General features: G+C 34.8%; 16 protein-coding genes. 15 read left to right on the forward strand and 1 reads right to left on the reverse strand.

Going from position 1 to position 17,735, the window contains the following annotated elements; all coding sequences use genetic code 11:
- The first annotated feature begins 69 nt into the window (after positions 1 to 69).
- The 5 genes from KHA95_RS08590 to KHA95_RS08610 all read left to right on the forward strand — a co-directional run bounded on the left by KHA95_RS08590 (position 70) and on the right by KHA95_RS08610 (position 4,587).
- A complete protein-coding gene (locus KHA95_RS08590; protein WP_213137093.1) occupies positions 70 to 726 on the forward strand; it encodes a GntR family transcriptional regulator in 657 nt (218 codons plus the stop codon).
- Positions 727 to 816: 90 nt separating this feature from the next.
- Positions 817 to 1,839 (forward strand): TRAP transporter substrate-binding protein, encoded by a 1,023-nt coding sequence (locus KHA95_RS08595; RefSeq protein ID WP_213137094.1) that lies wholly within the window; start codon positions 817 to 819, stop codon positions 1,837 to 1,839.
- 78 nt (positions 1,840 to 1,917) lie between these two features.
- Positions 1,918 to 2,397, forward strand: a complete 480-nt coding sequence (locus KHA95_RS08600; protein ID WP_213137095.1) for a TRAP transporter small permease — start codon at positions 1,918 to 1,920, stop codon at positions 2,395 to 2,397.
- Positions 2,397 to 3,671, forward strand: coding sequence for a TRAP transporter large permease (locus KHA95_RS08605; RefSeq protein ID WP_213137096.1), 1,275 nt, complete (start codon positions 2,397 to 2,399; stop codon positions 3,669 to 3,671). Before KHA95_RS08600 ends, KHA95_RS08605 begins: the two co-directional genes overlap by 1 nt.
- A 58-nt stretch (positions 3,672 to 3,729) precedes the next feature.
- Complete coding sequence (locus KHA95_RS08610) at positions 3,730 to 4,587, forward strand: phosphogluconate dehydrogenase C-terminal domain-containing protein (protein WP_213137097.1); 858 nt, start codon at positions 3,730 to 3,732, stop codon at positions 4,585 to 4,587.
- A gap of 345 nt (positions 4,588 to 4,932) precedes the next feature.
- Here KHA95_RS08610 and KHA95_RS08615 read toward each other — a convergent pair whose 3' ends face one another.
- Positions 4,933 to 6,765, reverse strand: coding sequence for a histidine kinase dimerization/phosphoacceptor domain -containing protein (locus tag KHA95_RS08615; protein WP_249316787.1), 1,833 nt, complete (start codon positions 6,763 to 6,765; stop codon positions 4,933 to 4,935).
- Between the two features lie 479 nt (positions 6,766 to 7,244).
- Here KHA95_RS08615 and KHA95_RS23250 point away from each other — a divergent pair, with 479 nt between their 5' ends.
- The 10 genes from KHA95_RS23250 to KHA95_RS08665 all read left to right on the forward strand — a co-directional run bounded on the left by KHA95_RS23250 (position 7,245) and on the right by KHA95_RS08665 (position 17,719).
- Positions 7,245 to 7,835 (forward strand): ANTAR domain-containing response regulator, encoded by a 591-nt coding sequence (locus tag KHA95_RS23250; protein WP_213137099.1) that lies wholly within the window; start codon positions 7,245 to 7,247, stop codon positions 7,833 to 7,835.
- A gap of 438 nt (positions 7,836 to 8,273) precedes the next feature.
- Positions 8,274 to 9,332: an NAD(P)-dependent alcohol dehydrogenase gene (locus KHA95_RS08625; protein ID WP_213137100.1), complete on the forward strand. Its 1,059-nt coding sequence runs from the start codon at positions 8,274 to 8,276 to the stop codon at positions 9,330 to 9,332.
- Positions 9,333 to 9,570: 238 nt separating this feature from the next.
- Positions 9,571 to 10,350 (forward strand): SDR family NAD(P)-dependent oxidoreductase, encoded by a 780-nt coding sequence (locus KHA95_RS08630; RefSeq protein WP_213137101.1) that lies wholly within the window; start codon positions 9,571 to 9,573, stop codon positions 10,348 to 10,350.
- Positions 10,351 to 10,473: 123 nt separating this feature from the next.
- A complete protein-coding gene (fba, locus tag KHA95_RS08635; protein WP_213137102.1) occupies positions 10,474 to 11,355 on the forward strand; it encodes a class II fructose-1,6-bisphosphate aldolase in 882 nt (293 codons plus the stop codon).
- Positions 11,356 to 11,439: 84 nt separating this feature from the next.
- Complete coding sequence (locus tag KHA95_RS08640) at positions 11,440 to 12,969, forward strand: sugar ABC transporter ATP-binding protein (protein ID WP_213137103.1); 1,530 nt, start codon at positions 11,440 to 11,442, stop codon at positions 12,967 to 12,969.
- Positions 12,970 to 12,982: 13 nt separating this feature from the next.
- A complete protein-coding gene (locus KHA95_RS08645; RefSeq protein WP_213137515.1) occupies positions 12,983 to 13,951 on the forward strand; it encodes an ABC transporter permease subunit in 969 nt (322 codons plus the stop codon).
- A gap of 53 nt (positions 13,952 to 14,004) precedes the next feature.
- Entirely contained in the window at positions 14,005 to 14,979 is a 975-nt protein-coding gene (locus KHA95_RS08650; RefSeq protein ID WP_213137104.1) for a substrate-binding domain-containing protein, read from the forward strand.
- A 306-nt stretch (positions 14,980 to 15,285) separates the two neighbouring features.
- Positions 15,286 to 16,302 carry a dihydroxyacetone kinase subunit DhaK gene (locus KHA95_RS08655; protein ID WP_213137105.1) on the forward strand — a complete coding sequence of 339 codons (1,017 nt, stop codon included), beginning with the start codon at positions 15,286 to 15,288 and terminating at the stop codon, positions 16,300 to 16,302.
- Positions 16,302 to 16,949, forward strand: a complete 648-nt coding sequence (dhaL, locus tag KHA95_RS08660; protein WP_213137106.1) for a dihydroxyacetone kinase subunit DhaL — start codon at positions 16,302 to 16,304, stop codon at positions 16,947 to 16,949. Before KHA95_RS08655 ends, dhaL begins: the two co-directional genes overlap by 1 nt.
- Complete coding sequence (locus tag KHA95_RS08665) at positions 16,946 to 17,719, forward strand: triose-phosphate isomerase (RefSeq protein ID WP_213137107.1); 774 nt, start codon at positions 16,946 to 16,948, stop codon at positions 17,717 to 17,719. The genes dhaL and KHA95_RS08665 overlap by 4 nt, the downstream gene beginning before the upstream one ends.
- Positions 17,720 to 17,735: the final 16 nt, after the last annotated feature.

The following is a 17,735-nucleotide window of genomic DNA, read 5'->3' on the forward strand; positions in this document are numbered from 1 at the left end:
GGGTGATGTTTGAGACCTAACTTGGTACCATATATAGGGTTAGGAAAAATATAATAAAGGATTGATTTTATGTCACTTGATAGATTGTCAAATCGCTCTAACATTCTTCTAAAAGATAAGGCTTATATGGAGATAAAAGAGTTAATTTTAAATGAAGAATTTAAACCAAGTCAATTTTTATCGGAAAAAGTCCTTATTGATCTATTAGGAATGAGTAAAACTCCTATTAAATCTGCATTAGACCGCTTAGAGACAGAAGGATTTATTACTGTATGGCCGAAACAGGGGATTTTAGTAAATGAATTATCGATTACTAAAATCAAAGACATTTATGAATTACGTATGGCATTAGAATTACTTGTTTGTCAAAAAGTTGCAGGGAAATTGACCGAATTGCAATGTGAAGAAATAGAAGAAAACTTAAGATTACAGGCTAAATTTGCCCATGATAATAACGAAATAGGTTATACGAAGGCAGATGCTGACTTTCACCTTTTGCTTTGTAAATATTCAATGAACGATGAAATACTACAAATTATGAGTAATTATCAGGAACACTTATATCGTTCCGCTTTGCAAGTCATGCGTAGAATATCAGACCGAATGGTTACTTCTTTAGAGGAGCACCGCAATATTTATCAAGAAATTAAAAAGGGTAACACCGAGAATGTTGAGAAATTAATAAAAGAACATCTAACCTTCGGTTTGAAGGCGCATTATACTTGAGTGGAGCTTTTCCTCATCCAAGTTATGGGGGTGCTCCTGTATGTTTTGAAAGCGTTGCCAACTAGGGACTGAAAAATAGGAGGAATAATAATGAAAAAACTTACACCATTTATTTTAGTTTTTGTTCTAGTCTTTTCTGCTTTAGCCGCTTGTGGGAATAGTGATAAGTCTGCTACAACAAATGACGGAGGAAAAGAAGCTGAATCTGGGAAAAAAGTTACATTAAGCTTTGGAACAACACAAACAGAGAAATCAAACATTGCGGCTGCCTTATATGCGTTTAAAGAAACGGCTGAGGAACAATCAAATGGAGATATACAGGTAAATTTACATTTTAATAGCGAACTTGGTGGGGAAAGAGAAATGGTAGAGGCGGTAAATATCGGTACGTTAGAAGGTGTTATGACCTCTACCGGGGTTATTACAAACTTCGTAAATGAAATGGGTGTTTTAGATTTACCATTTATTTTTAAAGATACAGAACATGCAAGAAATGTGATGAACGGTCCGGTTGGAGAAGAATTAGCTACAAAACTTGAGGGAAGTAATTTTAAACTGCTCGCTTGGGCTGAAAATGGATTCCGTCATATAACGAACAGTAAGCATCCAATCAATAAACCAGAGGATTTGAAAGGGATTAAGCTTCGTACGATGGAAGTTAAGGTGCACCAAGAAGCATTTAGCGAATTAGGGGCTAGCCCAACACCAATGGCCTGGGGAGAAGTGTTTACATCTTTACAACAAGGAGTAATTGATGGCCAAGAAAACCCAACTGCAATCATTTATTCATCTAAGTTGAATGAAGTACAAAAGTATACTTCTTTAACGGGTCACGTTTATTCACCAATTGCGATTATGTTAGGTAAAGATACATTTGATAATCTCTCAGCTGAGCATCAACAAATCGTATTAGATGCATCAAAAAAGGCGCAAGAAGCAAACTATCAATATATGGATGAGGAAGAGCCTAAAAACATGGAAGCTTTAATAGAGGCAGGTATGGAATTTAATGAGGTAGATAAACAACCATTTGTAAATGCGGTTCAGTCAGTTGTTGACAAACATAAAGGCGATTATGGCGATCTATACGATCAAATTGTAAACTCAAAATAATATAAAATTAGTAGAAAGAAATCAAGGAGTAGAACGTGAGTAAAAAGACTTACGTTCTACTAAGGGGGTAGGCGAGTAGTGGACTTACTTTTAAGAGGGATAGACAACCTAAATAAGGTTATTAAGATTTTGGTTAGTATTTTTATAGCAATTATGGCAATTGTAATGATACTTCAAGTATTCTCACGATTTATTTTTGATCTTCCTCTTAATTGGTCGGAGGAATTAGCAAGATATTTAAGCATATACGCTGTTTTTTTCGGCGCTGCGATTGCGCTTCGTTATCAACAATTAATAGCTGTTGAGGCACTTGTAGATCGGGTGCCAGAAACGCCGCGAAAGATTCTGAGAATTATTGTTCTAGTCATCTGTATCGTTTTCTTTGCTTTACTCTTCGTAAAAGGTATAGATATGGTAGAGCGAGTGAATACTCAAAAATCCCCCGCCATGCAAATTCCAATGTCGATTCCTTATGCAGCGGTACCGATCGGGGCAGTGCTATTAATTATGAATTCTTTAGCCGTCATCATTGAGAATGTGAAAGGAGAGAACAAGTAATGGCTGGTATGTTAATGAGCTCTCTCTTTTTCTTCTTCATCATCGGCGTTCCGATTGCAGTTTGTTTAGGACTTGCATCGGCAATAGCAGTTTTATATGGTGGAGACATTCCTTTACTTATTTTAGTTCAGCGCCTGTTTACATCTATAGATTCTTTTCCCTTAATGGCAGTTCCATTCTTTATCTTAGCAGGTAAATTAATGGAAACGGGTGGCATCTCAAAGAGACTAGTAAATTTCGCCAATAAAATGACGGGTCATTACACAGGTGGATTAGGACTAGTTGCGATTGTTACATCCATGTTTTTTGCCGCTATCTCCGGTTCAAGTGCAGCAACAGTTGCTGCGGTTGGATCGATATTGATTCCGGCAATGGTGAAGCGCGGTTACCATCGGAATTTTACTGGTGCTGTTACAGCGGTTTCAGGGGAATTAGGAATTATTATACCACCAAGTGTACCCCTAATTATTTACGGTGTATCAACAGAAACTTCCATTGGCGATTTGTTTATGGGAGGAATTACCCCAGGAATATTAATAGGGCTTAGCTTAATGCTTTTAGTATATTTTATTGCTAAAAAGCGAAAGTATGAAAAAGAGCCTAAATCGACTGCTCGAGAAAAATGGTTAGCATTTAAAGAGGCTTTTCTTGCCTTATTAATGCCAGTTATTATTCTAGGAGGGATTTACGGCGGTATTTTTACACCAACAGAAGCAGCTTCTGTCGCTGTACTTTATGCTTTTGTTGTCGGAGTGTTTGTATATAAGGAAATTAAAATTAAGAATTTGTTTAAAATCTTTACTGAATCTGCAGTAACGACAGCAATCGTTATGTTTATCATCGCCAATGCTGGTTTATTCGGATTAGTTTTAAGCCGAGAAGGTATCCCGACACAAGTAGCGAACTTTTTCGTAGGAATTACGGACAGCCCGATTGTTTTCCTATTATTAATTAACATTCTATTAATCGTTGTCGGGATGTTTATGGAAACAAGTGCTTCGGTTATTATTCTTGCTCCGTTATTAGCACCAATAGCTGTCCAAATGGGAATTGATCCAGTGCATTTTGGATTAATCATGATTGTGAACTTAGCAATGGGGATGTGTACACCACCATTGGGAGTAAACCTATTTATTAGTTGTCAAGTGGCGGGCATTAAATTAGAGGACATTACGAAGGCCCTCATACCATTTTACGGCGTTTTAATTTTGAATCTTTTAATTATTAGTTATTTCCCGTTTATTTCAATGTGGCTTCCAAATTTATTTAAATAGAAATAATAGGATATAAAAAACAACATGAGTAAAGCAATATGAATTGGAGGAAAAAAAGATGTTAGATAAAAGCAATATTACAGTTAGTGTCGTAGGTGCGGGCGGAAAAATGGGGAAAAGAATTACAAGCAATCTAGTTAAACATGAATATAATCTACTATTTTGTGAGAAGTCAGAAGCTGGTATTTCACAGATTCAAGACAAGGGCTATACAGTAACTGATACTGAGGAAGCGGCAAATATTAGTGATATTGTTATTCTTGCTGTCCCTGATATTTTAATAGGAAAAATTTCAGCTGGAGTCGTTCCATTGATGAAATCAGGAGCGATTCTCCTTACTTTAGACCCGGCTGCAGCGTATGCAGGTCAGCTCACTGTTAGAGACGATTGTACATCTGTAGTAGCGCATCCATGTCATCCGTCTATCTTTGCCGAACGGTTTACTCGTGAAGAACATGAAGATGCATTTGGAGGAGTTGCGGCAAAGCAAGATGTTGTTATTGCCTTGCATCATGGAGAGGAAGAAAAGTTAGAACTAGCTGAACATGTGGTTACTGATATGTATGCCCCTGTTGAAACATGCCATCGAATTACAGTGGAGCAAATGGCCATTCTAGAACCTACTCTAGCAGAAACAATTACATGCATGATCGGTACTATTATCAAAGAAAGTCTAGAAGAAACTGTAAAACTAGGTGTTCCAGAAGCAGCAGCAAGAGCAATGTTGCTTGGTCATATTCAAATCGCGCTTGCAGTTACCTTGAAAGGGACAAATCCATTTTCAGATGCTTGTATGACCGCAATCGAATTAGGAAAAGAAGCTGTAATTAAACCTGACTGGAAAAAAGTGTTTACTAAAGAATCATTAGATGAAACGATTACCAAAATGCTTCAACTTGATGAAGTAAATGTGTGATTAAAAAATTTAGACTTCCTTAAACTAGCCTACGTTTTAGTAACGTTACTATTAGCTGATTCAATACAATTTAAATCCACCCATTCATCGAAAAGTCAAAAGTATTGACTGTTGGGTGGATTTTTAGTCCGTATAGGAGTGTTGAATATTAGATTTAAACTGGAGATACACCACCTGTAATACCGCTATTTTTGAAACTCAATCATTTTTTAAAAAGCACCTGCCACGATATTTAGTGACAGGTGCTTTTGGTAGTAGTTAGTCAATAAGGTTGATGTACATCCCTATTGGAATACTATTATTCTAATATTAGTTGTGCTTATCTTCCACATATAGTTTCGAATATTAATGAGAAAAAATACCCTCAGTTGGCAAGGTAATTTCAGCGACGGTATTTCCATCTATACTTTCAAAATGCATCTTCCCTTGAAAATCACTGTCGACAATACCTTGGAGAATGGTTAGTCCAAGGCTATCTGTTTGTGTGATGTCAAAGCTTTCAGACAATCCTTGCCCGTTGTCACGGACGGATAAGAAAATGTAATCATCGTACCTTTTACAATGAATATCAATAATGCCTGAATCCATATCTTTAAAGGCATGCTTAAAGCAGTTTGTTACTAATTCATTAATAATAAGTGCAATCGATGTTGCTTTATTATAAGGAATTAGGATGTCATCCAAATCTAAATGTATAATGATTTTTGGATTATCATTAATTAGGTTGATAATAGCTTCGATAATCAGTTTAACGTTAATTATACTTCTGCCCAGTTTATCTTTTGAGAGCAAATTATGAACAGATGCAATACTTTTAATTCGATTAATAATACTGTCTAATAAATCATCGACTGATAGATCAGAGGTATTTTTTAAAAACATCTTTTGCATCGAGACAAGCCCGACAATAGATTGAAGATTATTTTTAATACGATGGTGACTTTCCTGTAGAAGAGCAGACCTGCCCAGTAATCTTGTATCTTCAATAGCAATGGCAGCTTGAAGGGCTAAGGCTGATAAATATTTTGATTCTTCTTTTGAATAAACATAAAGGTCTTCATAGGATAACTGAATTATACCTGTTACACGTGATCTAATAAAAACGGGAACACAAATAATTGTTTTTACACTTTCAACCTTTTCAAATAATGAGTTGAATTCCCTATCATTTTGATTGGTATAATAGATATTTTTTTCTTTGGCAATTCTTAAAGTAGCTTCTTTTGTTAATTGAGCTTTGATCCCAGTATTACTTTTAAATTCAAAATCATCAATAATGCTCCAAGTGAACTCGTCAATTAATTTAATTACACAACCATCGGCATTCATTGCAAGAGTAGCCTCTTTTGTCAAAAGCGATAATACATCATTAAGCTCATATTCCGACGTTAAAAATTCCGCGGCTTTAAAAACAGCATCAAGGATATTTTTTGTATCATTATATAATTCGTTATCCCTATAGGTGTAATCACCTAACTTTCTCAATAAATTTTGAGGATCGCTTTTTGCAATGTCAGCAGGCATTTCATCAGTAATTCTCCCTTTTGATAAAATCGATATTCGATCAGCAAGTTTTAAAGCATCTTCCCACTGTTTCGTTATATAGATAACACTTTTTCCATCTTCTTTAAATTTTTTAATGATATCGTGTAACTTTGCAGCTCTTATATCTGATAATCCCTCCATAGGTTCTTGCATAATAATGACTTCAGGAGTTTTTGAAAAAGCGCTAGCGATATAAACAAGTCTTTTTTCTTCATCTGATAAACTCCCTGTTTTGGTTCTATAATCTAATTGAAGATCGAACTGTTCCAATACTTCCTTTGCATGGTTCTTGATTTTCCTCCAATTAATAATAGGGAGAAATCTTCGTGTGGGAATATTTGCAAAACTGAGATTTTCAGCTACTGAAAAGAAATTAAACAATAACGGAGTTTGATGTAATATTACAATTTTATTATTAAATTTATTATTTTTAACTAATTTCTTCTTGTACCATAATTTCCCCGTATTGTTTGGATTATCTAATGAATTTATTATGGCTTCAATCAGGACTTTTTGCTCAGAACTATTTTTTGCAATTATTGCATGAATTTCTGAATAATCTACATTTAAATTTATGTTTTTTATTGACCCATCTGGGCTATCGTTTGTCAAGTTCTTACATTCAAAAATCATCGTTGCCAAAATACCTCCCTTGTTTATTGGTATTTACATTTCTAGCGTAGCTAGGCAATATCTACAAGATAATAGTATTAATTTTTGAAATTCTATCACCAAACAGATGAAAAAAAGTTAAGTAAGCATATTCATGATGTATGATTATTTAAATTATTATAATGTCAATTAGCTTTTTTTATGGAGTTTACCAACTGATAAGATAAGGAGCTGGAAAAGTTGACCGTAAGGCTAGATGAATAATCAGAGATTACTGAACCGTACCACTTCGTTACAGAAATTGGTATAAAAATAGTGAAATATATTAGCGCGGAGGTAAGGTCTAACAAATCAATTCTATGCTTTCAAAGTTTAAAAAAATTTGGTATTCTTTATGTGAGGTATATATTCTTTCAGAGAACCAAAAGTATAAAATAGTAACACCTTCATTCTAGTAACTTTTTGTAAAATTAGCAAAGATTAAATGGATGTGATATTCTGTGACAAAATCATTACGAATTTTACTTGCTGAAGATGAGTATTTGGTTCTAATGGGAATTAAGGCATATGTTGAAGAACTGGGGCATCAAGTGATTGGGATAGCAACAGACGGGTTAAAAGCAGTGGAATTAGCAATAGAAAAAGAGCCAGATCTCGTTATTATGGATATTAATATGCCAAATCTCGATGGTATTGATGCGATTAAACAGATAAATAAAAAATTATTTATTCCAAGTATTATTGTAAGCGGTTATCATGATGAGAAATTGATCAGCAGGGCAACGGAAGAAGGAGTACTATATTATTTATTAAAGCCAATTGATATTGAGGATTTAAAAATAGCCATTAATATCAGTTTATCTAGGTTTGAAGAATTTATGAAGTTACAAGACGAGTTAAAAAATACACAAAACGCGTTGGAAGCACGAAAGCATATTGAAAAGGCAAAAGGAATACTAATGGATAGAATGAACATTAAAGAAGCGGAAGCTATGAAACGATTGCAAAAAATGAGCAGGGATAAAAATAAAAAATTAGTCATTATAGCAAAAGAGCTTATTGAAGCGGATGCCTTGTTTCATTCTGAATAATAGGTCGAAAAATTAATTTTAATTTGACAATTCTAACGTGTGTAACTATAATGTAAATGAAGTTACATATTAGTAACAAATATTAAATTCGTTTCTATACTTGTGATTGGTATAGAATATTATTTTAAAATTTAATCTATAAATTTTATGCTTACGGCTGGTATAAAATTTGTAATGGCTACGGGTGCCTTATATACGTATTTAAGTATGTTAAAGATTAACATATTTAAATACGTATATAAGGCATTTTTATTTTTTTAGAGGATGAAAGCGCATACTGTATATTGTTACATTTTGAAGGGGGATATTAATTATCGAATAAAGATTACTAAAAATAATAAAAAAAGAGTAAATACATAGATCAATTGTATCCATCTTATGTATACAAATTCAAACTGTAGTTGATAGATTATTTATTATCTTTAGGAGGAATATATAATGAGTAAAACAATGAAAGCAGCTGTCCTAAATAAACCGATGGAAATTGAAATCCAAGATGTAGGCATCCCCGTACCTAAAAATAATGAGGCGTTATTAAGGGTTCATTGTATTGGTATTTGTGGATCTGATGTCCATTTTTATGAGCATGGTAGAATTGGCCGTTATGTAGTGGAAAAACCGTTAATTCTTGGACATGAACTATCTGGAGAAGTTATTGAAATTGGTGAAGATGTAAAAAATCTTAAAGTAGGCGACCGAGTAGCTGTGGAGCCGGGAATTCCATGTGGAGATTGTGATTATTGCCGTTCAGGGAAATATAATCTTTGTCCAGATGTGCAATTTATGGCTACACCACCAGTCGACGGAGCATGGACTGAATATGTAACAGTTAAGAGCGAATTTCTATATAAACTACCTGAAAATGTAACATATGAACAAGGTGCATTAATTGAACCATTATCTGTTGGTTTTCATGCTATGAGACGCGGAAAAGTTGGACCTGGTGATACTCTTCTTATTACAGGTTTAGGACCAATAGGTTTATTAGCTATTGAAGCAGCGAAAATGTTTGGCGTAACCGAAATTTACGGTAGTGATGTTGTCGAGTTTAGACGAGAGCTAGCATTACAGATGGGTGTAAAAGGGGTTGTTGATCCATCTAAAGGTTCTGTTAAAGATCAAATTAGTGAACTAAATGCTGGAAAAGAAATTGATGTTTTAATTGAAACATCAGGTAATGCTCGTGCAGTTAGTGAGTCCATTCACAGTGTTAAAAGAGGCGGTAGAATTGTTTATGTTGGAATGCCAACTGTAGATAGTATTTCAATGGACATGATGTCTATGGTTGATGCGGAACTAGATATGATGGGGATTTTCCGATATGTAAACACTTATGAAGATGCTATTCAAAGTCTAGGGCATCCATTAGTAGATTTGGAAAAAGTAATTACTGATAAATATCCATTATCAGAAATTAATAAAGCAATTGATATTGCAAGAAATCAAAAAGAAACAAGTATCAAAATTATGATTTATCCGAACCCAGAAGACATCTAAAGATTGATGATAGAACATTGATCGGTTCGGTCAATGTTCTATCACTCTATTTAAATAGTTTAATAATGTTAAAAAATAAGTGTTTTAAGTAAAGCTCTCCAAAAGTAAAGATCAGTTAACTAAATTTTGTATTTGGGAACTTACGGAAGAGGGAATGTAGAAATAAAATTTTGTGCAAAACTTAAATATTTAAATACAAATATTCTTGCTCAAAATATAAATTGAGGTGTCAATTGGAATGAGTATATTTAATCAATTTAGTTTGACTGACCAAGTTTCTATCGTAACGGGGGGAGCGACAGGATTAGGAGAGTCTATGGCGCTTGCTCTTGCCGAAGCAGGTTCAAATATTGTTATTGCGGATAAAGACCTCGAAAAGGCGAAAAAGACTGTTGAAAATATTAAAGAAAAATGTAATGTTCAAGCAATTGCTATAGGTACAGATGTAACAAGTGAAGTGCAGGTAAACCAAATGGTGGACCTAACAATGAATACTTTTGGTAGAATTGATGTTCTTATCAATAATGCCGGGATATCTATTCTAAAAGAAGTAATCCACTTGGAATATGAAGACTGGAGAAGAATCATTGATGTAAACCTAAACAGTATATTTCTTGTATCTAAAGCCGTTGCGAAGGTTATGATTAAACAACAAAAAGGGTCTATTATAAATATTTCATCCATGTCAGGCTTAATTGTAAACATACCTCAATTTCAAACTGCCTATAACACATCTAAGTCAGGTGTGATTATGCTTACGAAAAGCCTTGCAGTCGAATGGGTAGATCATAATATTCGGGTTAACACTATTGCGCCTGGTTATATGAAAACCGAACTTACTGAACCCTATTTTGCAGAAAATGGCGAAATGGTTCGTAAATGGATTGAACTGACTCCTATGAAAAGACCAGGCGACCCTAAAGAATTAGGTCCTGCTGCAGTCTATTTAGCATCAGATGCATCTTCGTTTGTAACTGGATCTGTTTTGAGTATTGATGGAGGTTATACGGCTATTTAGGTTTTATGACCATCAGAAAGTATTAAAAAGTAACTTCAAAAATGCGAAGGATCAAAGTAATTGGATTAAAGTTATTATAATTGGTTAAAAGGTATAATTTTTAATTCGTAGGGAGATAGAAGTATGAGTTTATATTCCACAAAAACTATGTTGAGCCATGCTAAGGACAATAAATATGCAATAGGTCATTTCAACTTAAATAACCTGGAATTTACACAAGCAATTTTAACTGCTGCCCAGAATGAAAACGCTCCCGTGATTTTAGGTGTGACTGAAAAAACAGCCAAAAACATGGGTGGTTACAAACTTATTGTGGAAATGGTAGTAAAGCTTATCGAAGAGTATAGATTAACCATACCTGTAGCATTACACCTTGATCACGGTTCTTCCTTTGAGTCATGTAAACAAGCAATTGATGCTGGCTTTAGTTCCGTAATGATAGACGGTTCTCATTTTGAAATAGAGGGAAATATTGAGATAACAAGGGAAGTTGTTAGATACGCTAAAAAACTTGGTGTATCTGTTGAAGCGGAGTTAGGAAGAATTTCAGGTCAAGAAGATGATTTGGTTGTCAACGATGTTGACTTAATATATGCGATACCAAGTGAATGCGAAATGTTTGTAAGGGAGACCGGCGTTAATTCCTTAGCTCCCTCATTAGGATCAGTCCATGGTATTTATAAGGGAGAGCCTAAACTAAATTTCGAACATATGAAGGAAATTAGCAAAAATACGGGGGTTCCTCTCGTTTTACACGGTGGATCGGGTATACCTGAAGCTGATATTAAAAAAGCTATTTCATGTGGTACATCGAAAATAAATGTAAACACTGAAAATCAAATTGCTTATACTCAAGCAATTAGGGAAACCTTAATGATGGATAAGAGTTTATATGATACACAAATCTATTTTGAAAAAGGTAAAAACGCTATTGTTGAAGTTGTTCAATCAAAGATAAGATTATTTGGTTCTTCCAATGTATTGAATGTTCAATCAAAAATTTGATTTTCATCCAGAGTAATAAATAACCTTATTCAAAATAAAAAGAAAAGGAATGAAAGTGAGGAAGTTCTAAAAGGAGGGACCAAAATGGCTAATACAAAAGTAGTACTAGAACTTATAAATATATCAAAATCCTACCCTGGTGTAAAAGCTCTCAATTCCGTTAATTTGAAATTGAAAGTAGGACAAGTCCATGCGTTAATGGGAGAAAATGGTGCGGGAAAGTCGACTCTAATGAAAGTAATTGCGGGCATTGTCCAACCGGATGAAGGGAAAATCCTTCTGAAAGGAAAAGAAGTTCGCTTTCCTTCTTCGAGGGACTCAATAAACCATGGAATTGCTATGATTCATCAAGAATTAAGCCCTTTGGCAGAAATGACAATTGCGGAAAATATTTTTCTTGGAAGAGAACCTTTAAAGGGTAGAATCATCGATTTTAAAACGATGAACAATCAAACTAAAATAATATTGAAGGATATGAAGTTAGCGTTAAATCCTAAAACTAAAATGGGTGAATTAACGGTTGCCCAAACCCAGATGGTTGAAATTGCTAAAGCTATATCTTATAACTCAGACATTATTATAATGGATGAACCTACTTCTGCAATTACAGATAGAGAAGTAAATGTTTTATTCGGAATGATTGAAGAGTTAAAGAAAAAGGGAAAATCTATTGTGTATATTTCACATAAAATGGATGAAATTTTCAGAATAGCAGACCAGATTACAGTGTTTAGAGATGGAAATTATATTGGGACATCTGAAGCTAGTAAACTTGAATACAATGAATTAATTAAAATGATGGTTGCAAGAGAACTAAATAATATTTTTCCGAAGAAGAAAAATCAAACAAAAGATGTCATTTTAGAAGTAAAAAACTTATCTAGTCTATCTGCTTTCCAAAATATAAATTTTAAATTGCGTGCCGGAGAAATACTTGGTGTCGCAGGCCTAATGGGAGCAGGAAGATCTGAGGTAATGGAAGCGATCTTCGGAATTCGAAGAATTGATTCAGGAGAAATCTTTATTAAAGGTAAAAAGGTAAATATTAAAAAGCCTATTGATGCTATTAATAATGGAATCGTTTTAATACCTGAAGACAGGAAGCTTCAAAGCTTAGTTCTTGAAAGAAATATCCTAGAAAATATGACATTACCTTCCTTAAAAAACTTTGTTAGGAATAAGTTAGCTCTTAATAAGAAAAAAGAAGTAAATGAAGTAAACAAATATATCGAAACTTTAAGAGTAAAAACGCCTAGCTATTCCCAAGTAATTGAAAATCTTAGTGGCGGAAATCAGCAAAAGGTTGTTTTAGCAAAATGGTTGATGCTCAATCCTGAAATTGTCATCTTCGATGAGCCGACAAGAGGGGTTGATATTGGTGCCAAAACTGAAATTTACCAACTTATTGCTGATCTCGCTGAAAAGGGAGTTGCCGTCATTTTAATATCGTCTGAATTACCAGAAATATTAGGTTTAAGTGATCGTGTAATTGTTTTTAAAGAAGGTATTCTTTCGGGTGAAGTAGATGGTGAAACAACAAATTCGGAAAAGATTATGAAATTAGCTACAAGAGAATTAGGTGAAAAGAAGGAGGTAGAACATCTTGAGCAATAATGTTACAGCGAATATGCAAACAGAAGATCTATCGGTTCAAATGAAAATTTCAAAGAAAAATAGAGTGAAAGATTTTTTTGCGGAATTTGGTATTATTATCGCTTTAATTGTTCTTTGTGCAGTATTAACAGTGTTAAATGATAGATTCTTAACAAGTGTAAACATTTTAAATATATTAAGACAGATTTCAATTATTGGAATCTTAGCTATTGGAATGACATTTGTTGTCATAACAGCTGGAATTGATTTATCAGTAGGGTCTGTACTTGCATTTACGGGTGTTGTTGCAGCAAGTTTCGGTACAGGTCAAAATATTCTTTTATCAATAGTTTTAGGTCTAATTGCTGGTGCTATTCTTGGCTTTATTAATGGAACTGCTGTTGCAAGATGGAAAATCGCTCCTTTTATCGTCACATTAGGAATGATGACTGCTGCAAGAGGATTGACCTATATATATTCAGATGGTAAACCTGTTTCGGGACTATCAAGTGAATTTATGGCAATTGGTCAAGGGAGTTTTATAGGAATTCCAATTCCAGTATGGATTTTATTAGGTGTGTTTTTAATTAGCCAATTTATTCTAAACCAGACTCGAATCGGTAGATATATTTATGCAGTTGGAGGAAATCAAAAAGCGGCAACTTTCTCAGGAATCAATGTTGTAAGAGTTAAGGCTTTTGTTTACACATTTAGTGGTTTGCTATGCGGATTAGCTGGAATTGTACTTACAGCTCGTGTTTCGGCAGGTCTTCCGCAAGCTGGAGCAGCTTATGAATTAGATGCAATTGCTGCTGTAGTAATCGGTGGAACGAGCCTTGCTGGTGGTAGAGGTAAATTATGGGGAACTGTAATAGGTGTACTAATCATTGGTGTCCTAAGTAATGGTCTGGACCTAATGGGTGTATCGTCTTATTATCAGCAGATTATTAAAGGAATCATCATTGTTTTAGCGGTTTTACTTGATAAAAAACGTTCTGAATAATAACATTCAGCGTTGTTTATCAATTTTATATAATAAAATTGGGGGGTTTTTAAATGTTTAAGAGTAAAAAGGTATTAAGTTTCATTATGGCACTTGGATTGTTACTTTTGGCTGGATGTGGAAATTCCGGTGAAGTGAAAACAAGTGGCGATGGCGAATCAGGATCCGATTCAGGAAAATACAAAATAGGTGTGACAGTTTACTACATGTCTGAATTTATCACACTTGCTGTTGGAGGATTGGAAGATGCTGCTGAAAAACATAATGTTGATATTAATGTTTTAGAAGCAAAAAATGATGTAGCAACGCAAATTTCACAAATGGAAAACCTTATCGCACAAGGTGTAGACGCAATTATTGTAGCGGCAGTTGATTCTGACTCACTTGATGGAACAATTAAAAAAGCTAGAGATGCTGGTATTGAAGTAGTAGGACTCAACATGATTATTAATAGTGATCACTTAAGTTCATATATAGGTCCAAACGATGTTCAAGCCGGGGAGCTTGAGACACAATATGTGGTAGATCAACTTGGTGGTAAAGGAAACGTTGTTATTTTTGAAGGACCAATTGGTATTTCTGCACAAATTCAACGTAAAGAAGGTATTTATAATGTAATAGATGCCAATGATGGTATGAATGTTCTTGAAATCCAAACAGCTAACTGGTCTCGTGAAGAGGCATTAACAATTATGGAAAACTGGATTCAAAGTCATGGAGATAAAATTGATGCAGTAGTCGCTCAAAATGATGAAATGGCACTAGGAGCTACACAAGCATTAGAAAATGCGGGTATGCGAGACGATGTTTTAGTTGTAGGTGTAGATGCCATCGAAGATGCTGTTAAAGCTATTGAAGCAGGAAGGATGGATGCTTCAGTATTCCAGGATGCAGCTCTAGAAGGTGGTCAAGCAGTAGATTTGGCAGTTGCTCTGTTAAAGGGAGAGGAAGTTGAAAAATATAACGCAATAGAAATGGAATTAGTTACAAAAGAAAATGCTGCAGAGTACCTAAAAATCTATCAATGATATTATATAAAAAGTATAGGCAACTCTGTCTATACTTTTTATTCAATAATTGATTATGAGTCAGTATAAGCAATTGCTAACAACAGCAGATAATTATAAGCGAAATGTCTATCGCTAGATAATCCTTTTTATTATTTAATAATCCTAATATTGGAATATACTAATAAAAGTTATCAATATAGCATATGAAAGTTAAAAATGTAAATTGACAATCCGGAAACAAAAGATTAAAATAGTAAATGAAAGTAAATAAAAACAAATAAAATAATTTTGTAATTTTATATATTTAAATAGGAGGGACATCAAGTGAAAAAGATCATCAACAATCCTAGTAATGTTGTACAAGAAGCAATTGAAGGTTATATGTATGCATATAATGATTCTCTAACTAAAGTTGAAAATGTAAACGGGATCATTCGTAAAGACCTTAAGGACAAGGTTGCAATTGTAACAGGTGGAGGAAGTGGACATGAACCATTATTCATTGGCTTTGTAGGAGAAGGTCTAGCAGATGGTGTCGCAATTGGAAACGTATTCGCAGCACCAACACCGAATACGGTTCAAGATGTTGCAAAAGCAGTCGATCAAGGGAAAGGCGTCTTATTTATATATGGAAACTATGCTGGTGATGTTCTGAACTTCGATATGGCAGCTGAATTATTAGATTTTGAAGATATCCAAACAAGAACAGTCTTAGTAGCAGATGATGTTGCGTCGGCACCAGAGGAGCGCAAAGATGACCGCAGAGGAATTGCCGGAGATGTATTTGTAATTAAAATTGCAGGTGCTGCTTCCGAAAAGGGCTTGTCATTAGAGGAAGTAACACGTGTAACGCAAAAAGCAGCAGATCAAACATTTTCAATTGGTGTAGCCACATCCCCAGGCATCATTCCAGGAGAAACAGAACCACCATTTGTTTTAGGTGATGATGAAATTGAACTAGGGATGGGACTTCATGGTGAACCAGGTATTAAGCGTACAAAATTGATGCCTGCGGACCCGTTAACAGATGAATTAGTAGAGAAATTATTAGAAGAGAGTAAGATCCAAGCGGGAGACGAAGTGGCTATTTATGTAAATGGTTTAGGTTCTACAACATTACTAGAATTATTGATTGTGAATCGCAGACTTGCCCAAATTTTAAAAGAAAAAGGCATTAAGAATTATGACATGGATGTTAACAGCTATTGCACAACACAAGAGATGGGTGGCTTTTCCATTACATTCCTAAAACTAGATGATGAATTAAAAGAATTATATGATGCTCCTGCACATTCACCATACTACAACAAAGCAGAGAAAGTTAAAGGGGGAGTAAGATAATGTCGACAAAAACACTAAATAGTCTTACAGCAAGCCAAGTAAAGGACATGTTTTTATATGTTGGTGAAAAGGTAGTAGAAAGTAAGCCTTTACTAACAAAAATTGATAGCGCTATCGGTGATGGTGACCATGGGATCGGCATGTCAGTTGGTTTTACTAAGGCTGATGAAAATCTAAAAGCAAATGAATTTACAACAGTAAATGAAGTTTTTAAGACCATTGGTATGTCAATGATTTCTTCCATGGGAGGAGCATCAGGTGTTATTTTCGGCACGATGTTTGTTGGCGGGATCAAAGGATTAGAGGCAAAGGAAACCTTAGATCTGTCACTATTAGCTGAGATTTTTGAAAAGGCTTTAGATGCAATCAAAGTACGTGGTAAAGCCGAACTCGGAGACAAAACAATGATTGATGCCTTGCAGCCAGCAGTTGAGGCTTTAAAAGCAGCCCAAAATGATAGCTTTGAAGAAGGTCTTCGTAAAGCAGAAAGTGCAGCTCTTGAAGGTGTGGAAGCTACAAAGGATTATATAGCGAAATTTGGCCGAGCAAAGTCATTAGGGGAACGAGCAGTTGGTCATCAGGATGCAGGTGCTACAACCGTTTCAATTATCTTTAAATCAATGAAGGAATGGGTAGAAGATCAGTGAGTAAGATTTGGATTGGCACAAATTGGAAGATGACGAAAACAATTGCTGAGGGGATTTCTTATACGAAGGAACTTAAGCAACTAGCGAATGAGCTCAATTCCAATATTGAATTGTTCATCATTCCATCCCACACGGCATTAGTTGATATCAAAAAAGAAGTCGTTGACTCAAGAATCAAACTTGGTGCACAAAATATGCATTGGGAAGATACAGGAGCCTATACAGGTGAAATTTCACCAAAAATGCTCAATGAAATTGGTCTAGATTTAATTGAATTGGGTCATTCCGAGCGAAGACAATACTTTAATGAAAATGATGCCGAAATTAACAAAAAAGTATTGGCTGCATTGAGGTATGGAATGAAACCCTTGGTTTGCATCGGTGAAAACATGGAGCAAAAGAATAACGCGATTTCCCGCGAGGTCCTTGCGGCTCAAGTAAAGGTATGTTTAAAAGGGCTTACTGAAGATCAGGCCAAACAGGTTCTCGTAGCATATGAGCCTGTTTGGGCAATCGGGGAGAATGGAATTCCAGCAGATTCTGAATATGTAGGTGAAATACATACCTTTTTGCGTGAAACATTAGTGGAAATGTTCCCAGAAAGTGGCGATGAGATTCCATTATTGTATGGGGGAAGTGTCAACCTAGAAAATTACCTGCAATATATTGATCAAAAGGATGTAAACGGCCTATTTGTAGGTAGAACCGCATGGAATATGAAGACTTTTACAGTTCTACTCCATGAGCTTGAAAAGCATTTATATCGATAATATAAAAAGGATACTC

Origin of the sequence: Bacillus sp. FJAT-50079 (genome assembly GCF_018343515.1) — a bacterium.
Lineage (GTDB): Bacteria > Bacillota > Bacilli > Bacillales > Bacillaceae_C > Lederbergia.

What these genes read in the sequence shown, in the direction of transcription:
- KHA95_RS08615 (WP_249316787.1), bottom strand. Translation starts at nt 6,765, where the DNA reads ATGATTTTTGAATGTAAGAACTTGACAAACGATAGCCCAGATGGGTCA.
- KHA95_RS08630 (WP_213137101.1), top strand. Translation starts at nt 9,571, where the DNA reads ATGAGTATATTTAATCAATTTAGTTTGACTGACCAAGTTTCTATCGTA.
- KHA95_RS08610 (WP_213137097.1), top strand. Translation starts at nt 3,730, where the DNA reads ATGTTAGATAAAAGCAATATTACAGTTAGTGTCGTAGGTGCGGGCGGA.
- KHA95_RS08645 (WP_213137515.1), top strand. Translation starts at nt 12,983, where the DNA reads ATGCAAACAGAAGATCTATCGGTTCAAATGAAAATTTCAAAGAAAAAT.
- KHA95_RS08605 (WP_213137096.1), top strand. Translation starts at nt 2,397, where the DNA reads ATGGCTGGTATGTTAATGAGCTCTCTCTTTTTCTTCTTCATCATCGGC.
- KHA95_RS08590 (WP_213137093.1), top strand. Translation starts at nt 70, where the DNA reads ATGTCACTTGATAGATTGTCAAATCGCTCTAACATTCTTCTAAAAGAT.
- KHA95_RS08625 (WP_213137100.1), top strand. Translation starts at nt 8,274, where the DNA reads ATGAGTAAAACAATGAAAGCAGCTGTCCTAAATAAACCGATGGAAATT.
- dhaL (WP_213137106.1), top strand. Translation starts at nt 16,302, where the DNA reads ATGTCGACAAAAACACTAAATAGTCTTACAGCAAGCCAAGTAAAGGAC.
- KHA95_RS08595 (WP_213137094.1), top strand. Translation starts at nt 817, where the DNA reads ATGAAAAAACTTACACCATTTATTTTAGTTTTTGTTCTAGTCTTTTCT.
- fba (WP_213137102.1), top strand. Translation starts at nt 10,474, where the DNA reads ATGAGTTTATATTCCACAAAAACTATGTTGAGCCATGCTAAGGACAAT.
- KHA95_RS08650 (WP_213137104.1), top strand. Translation starts at nt 14,005, where the DNA reads ATGTTTAAGAGTAAAAAGGTATTAAGTTTCATTATGGCACTTGGATTG.
- KHA95_RS08640 (WP_213137103.1), top strand. Translation starts at nt 11,440, where the DNA reads ATGGCTAATACAAAAGTAGTACTAGAACTTATAAATATATCAAAATCC.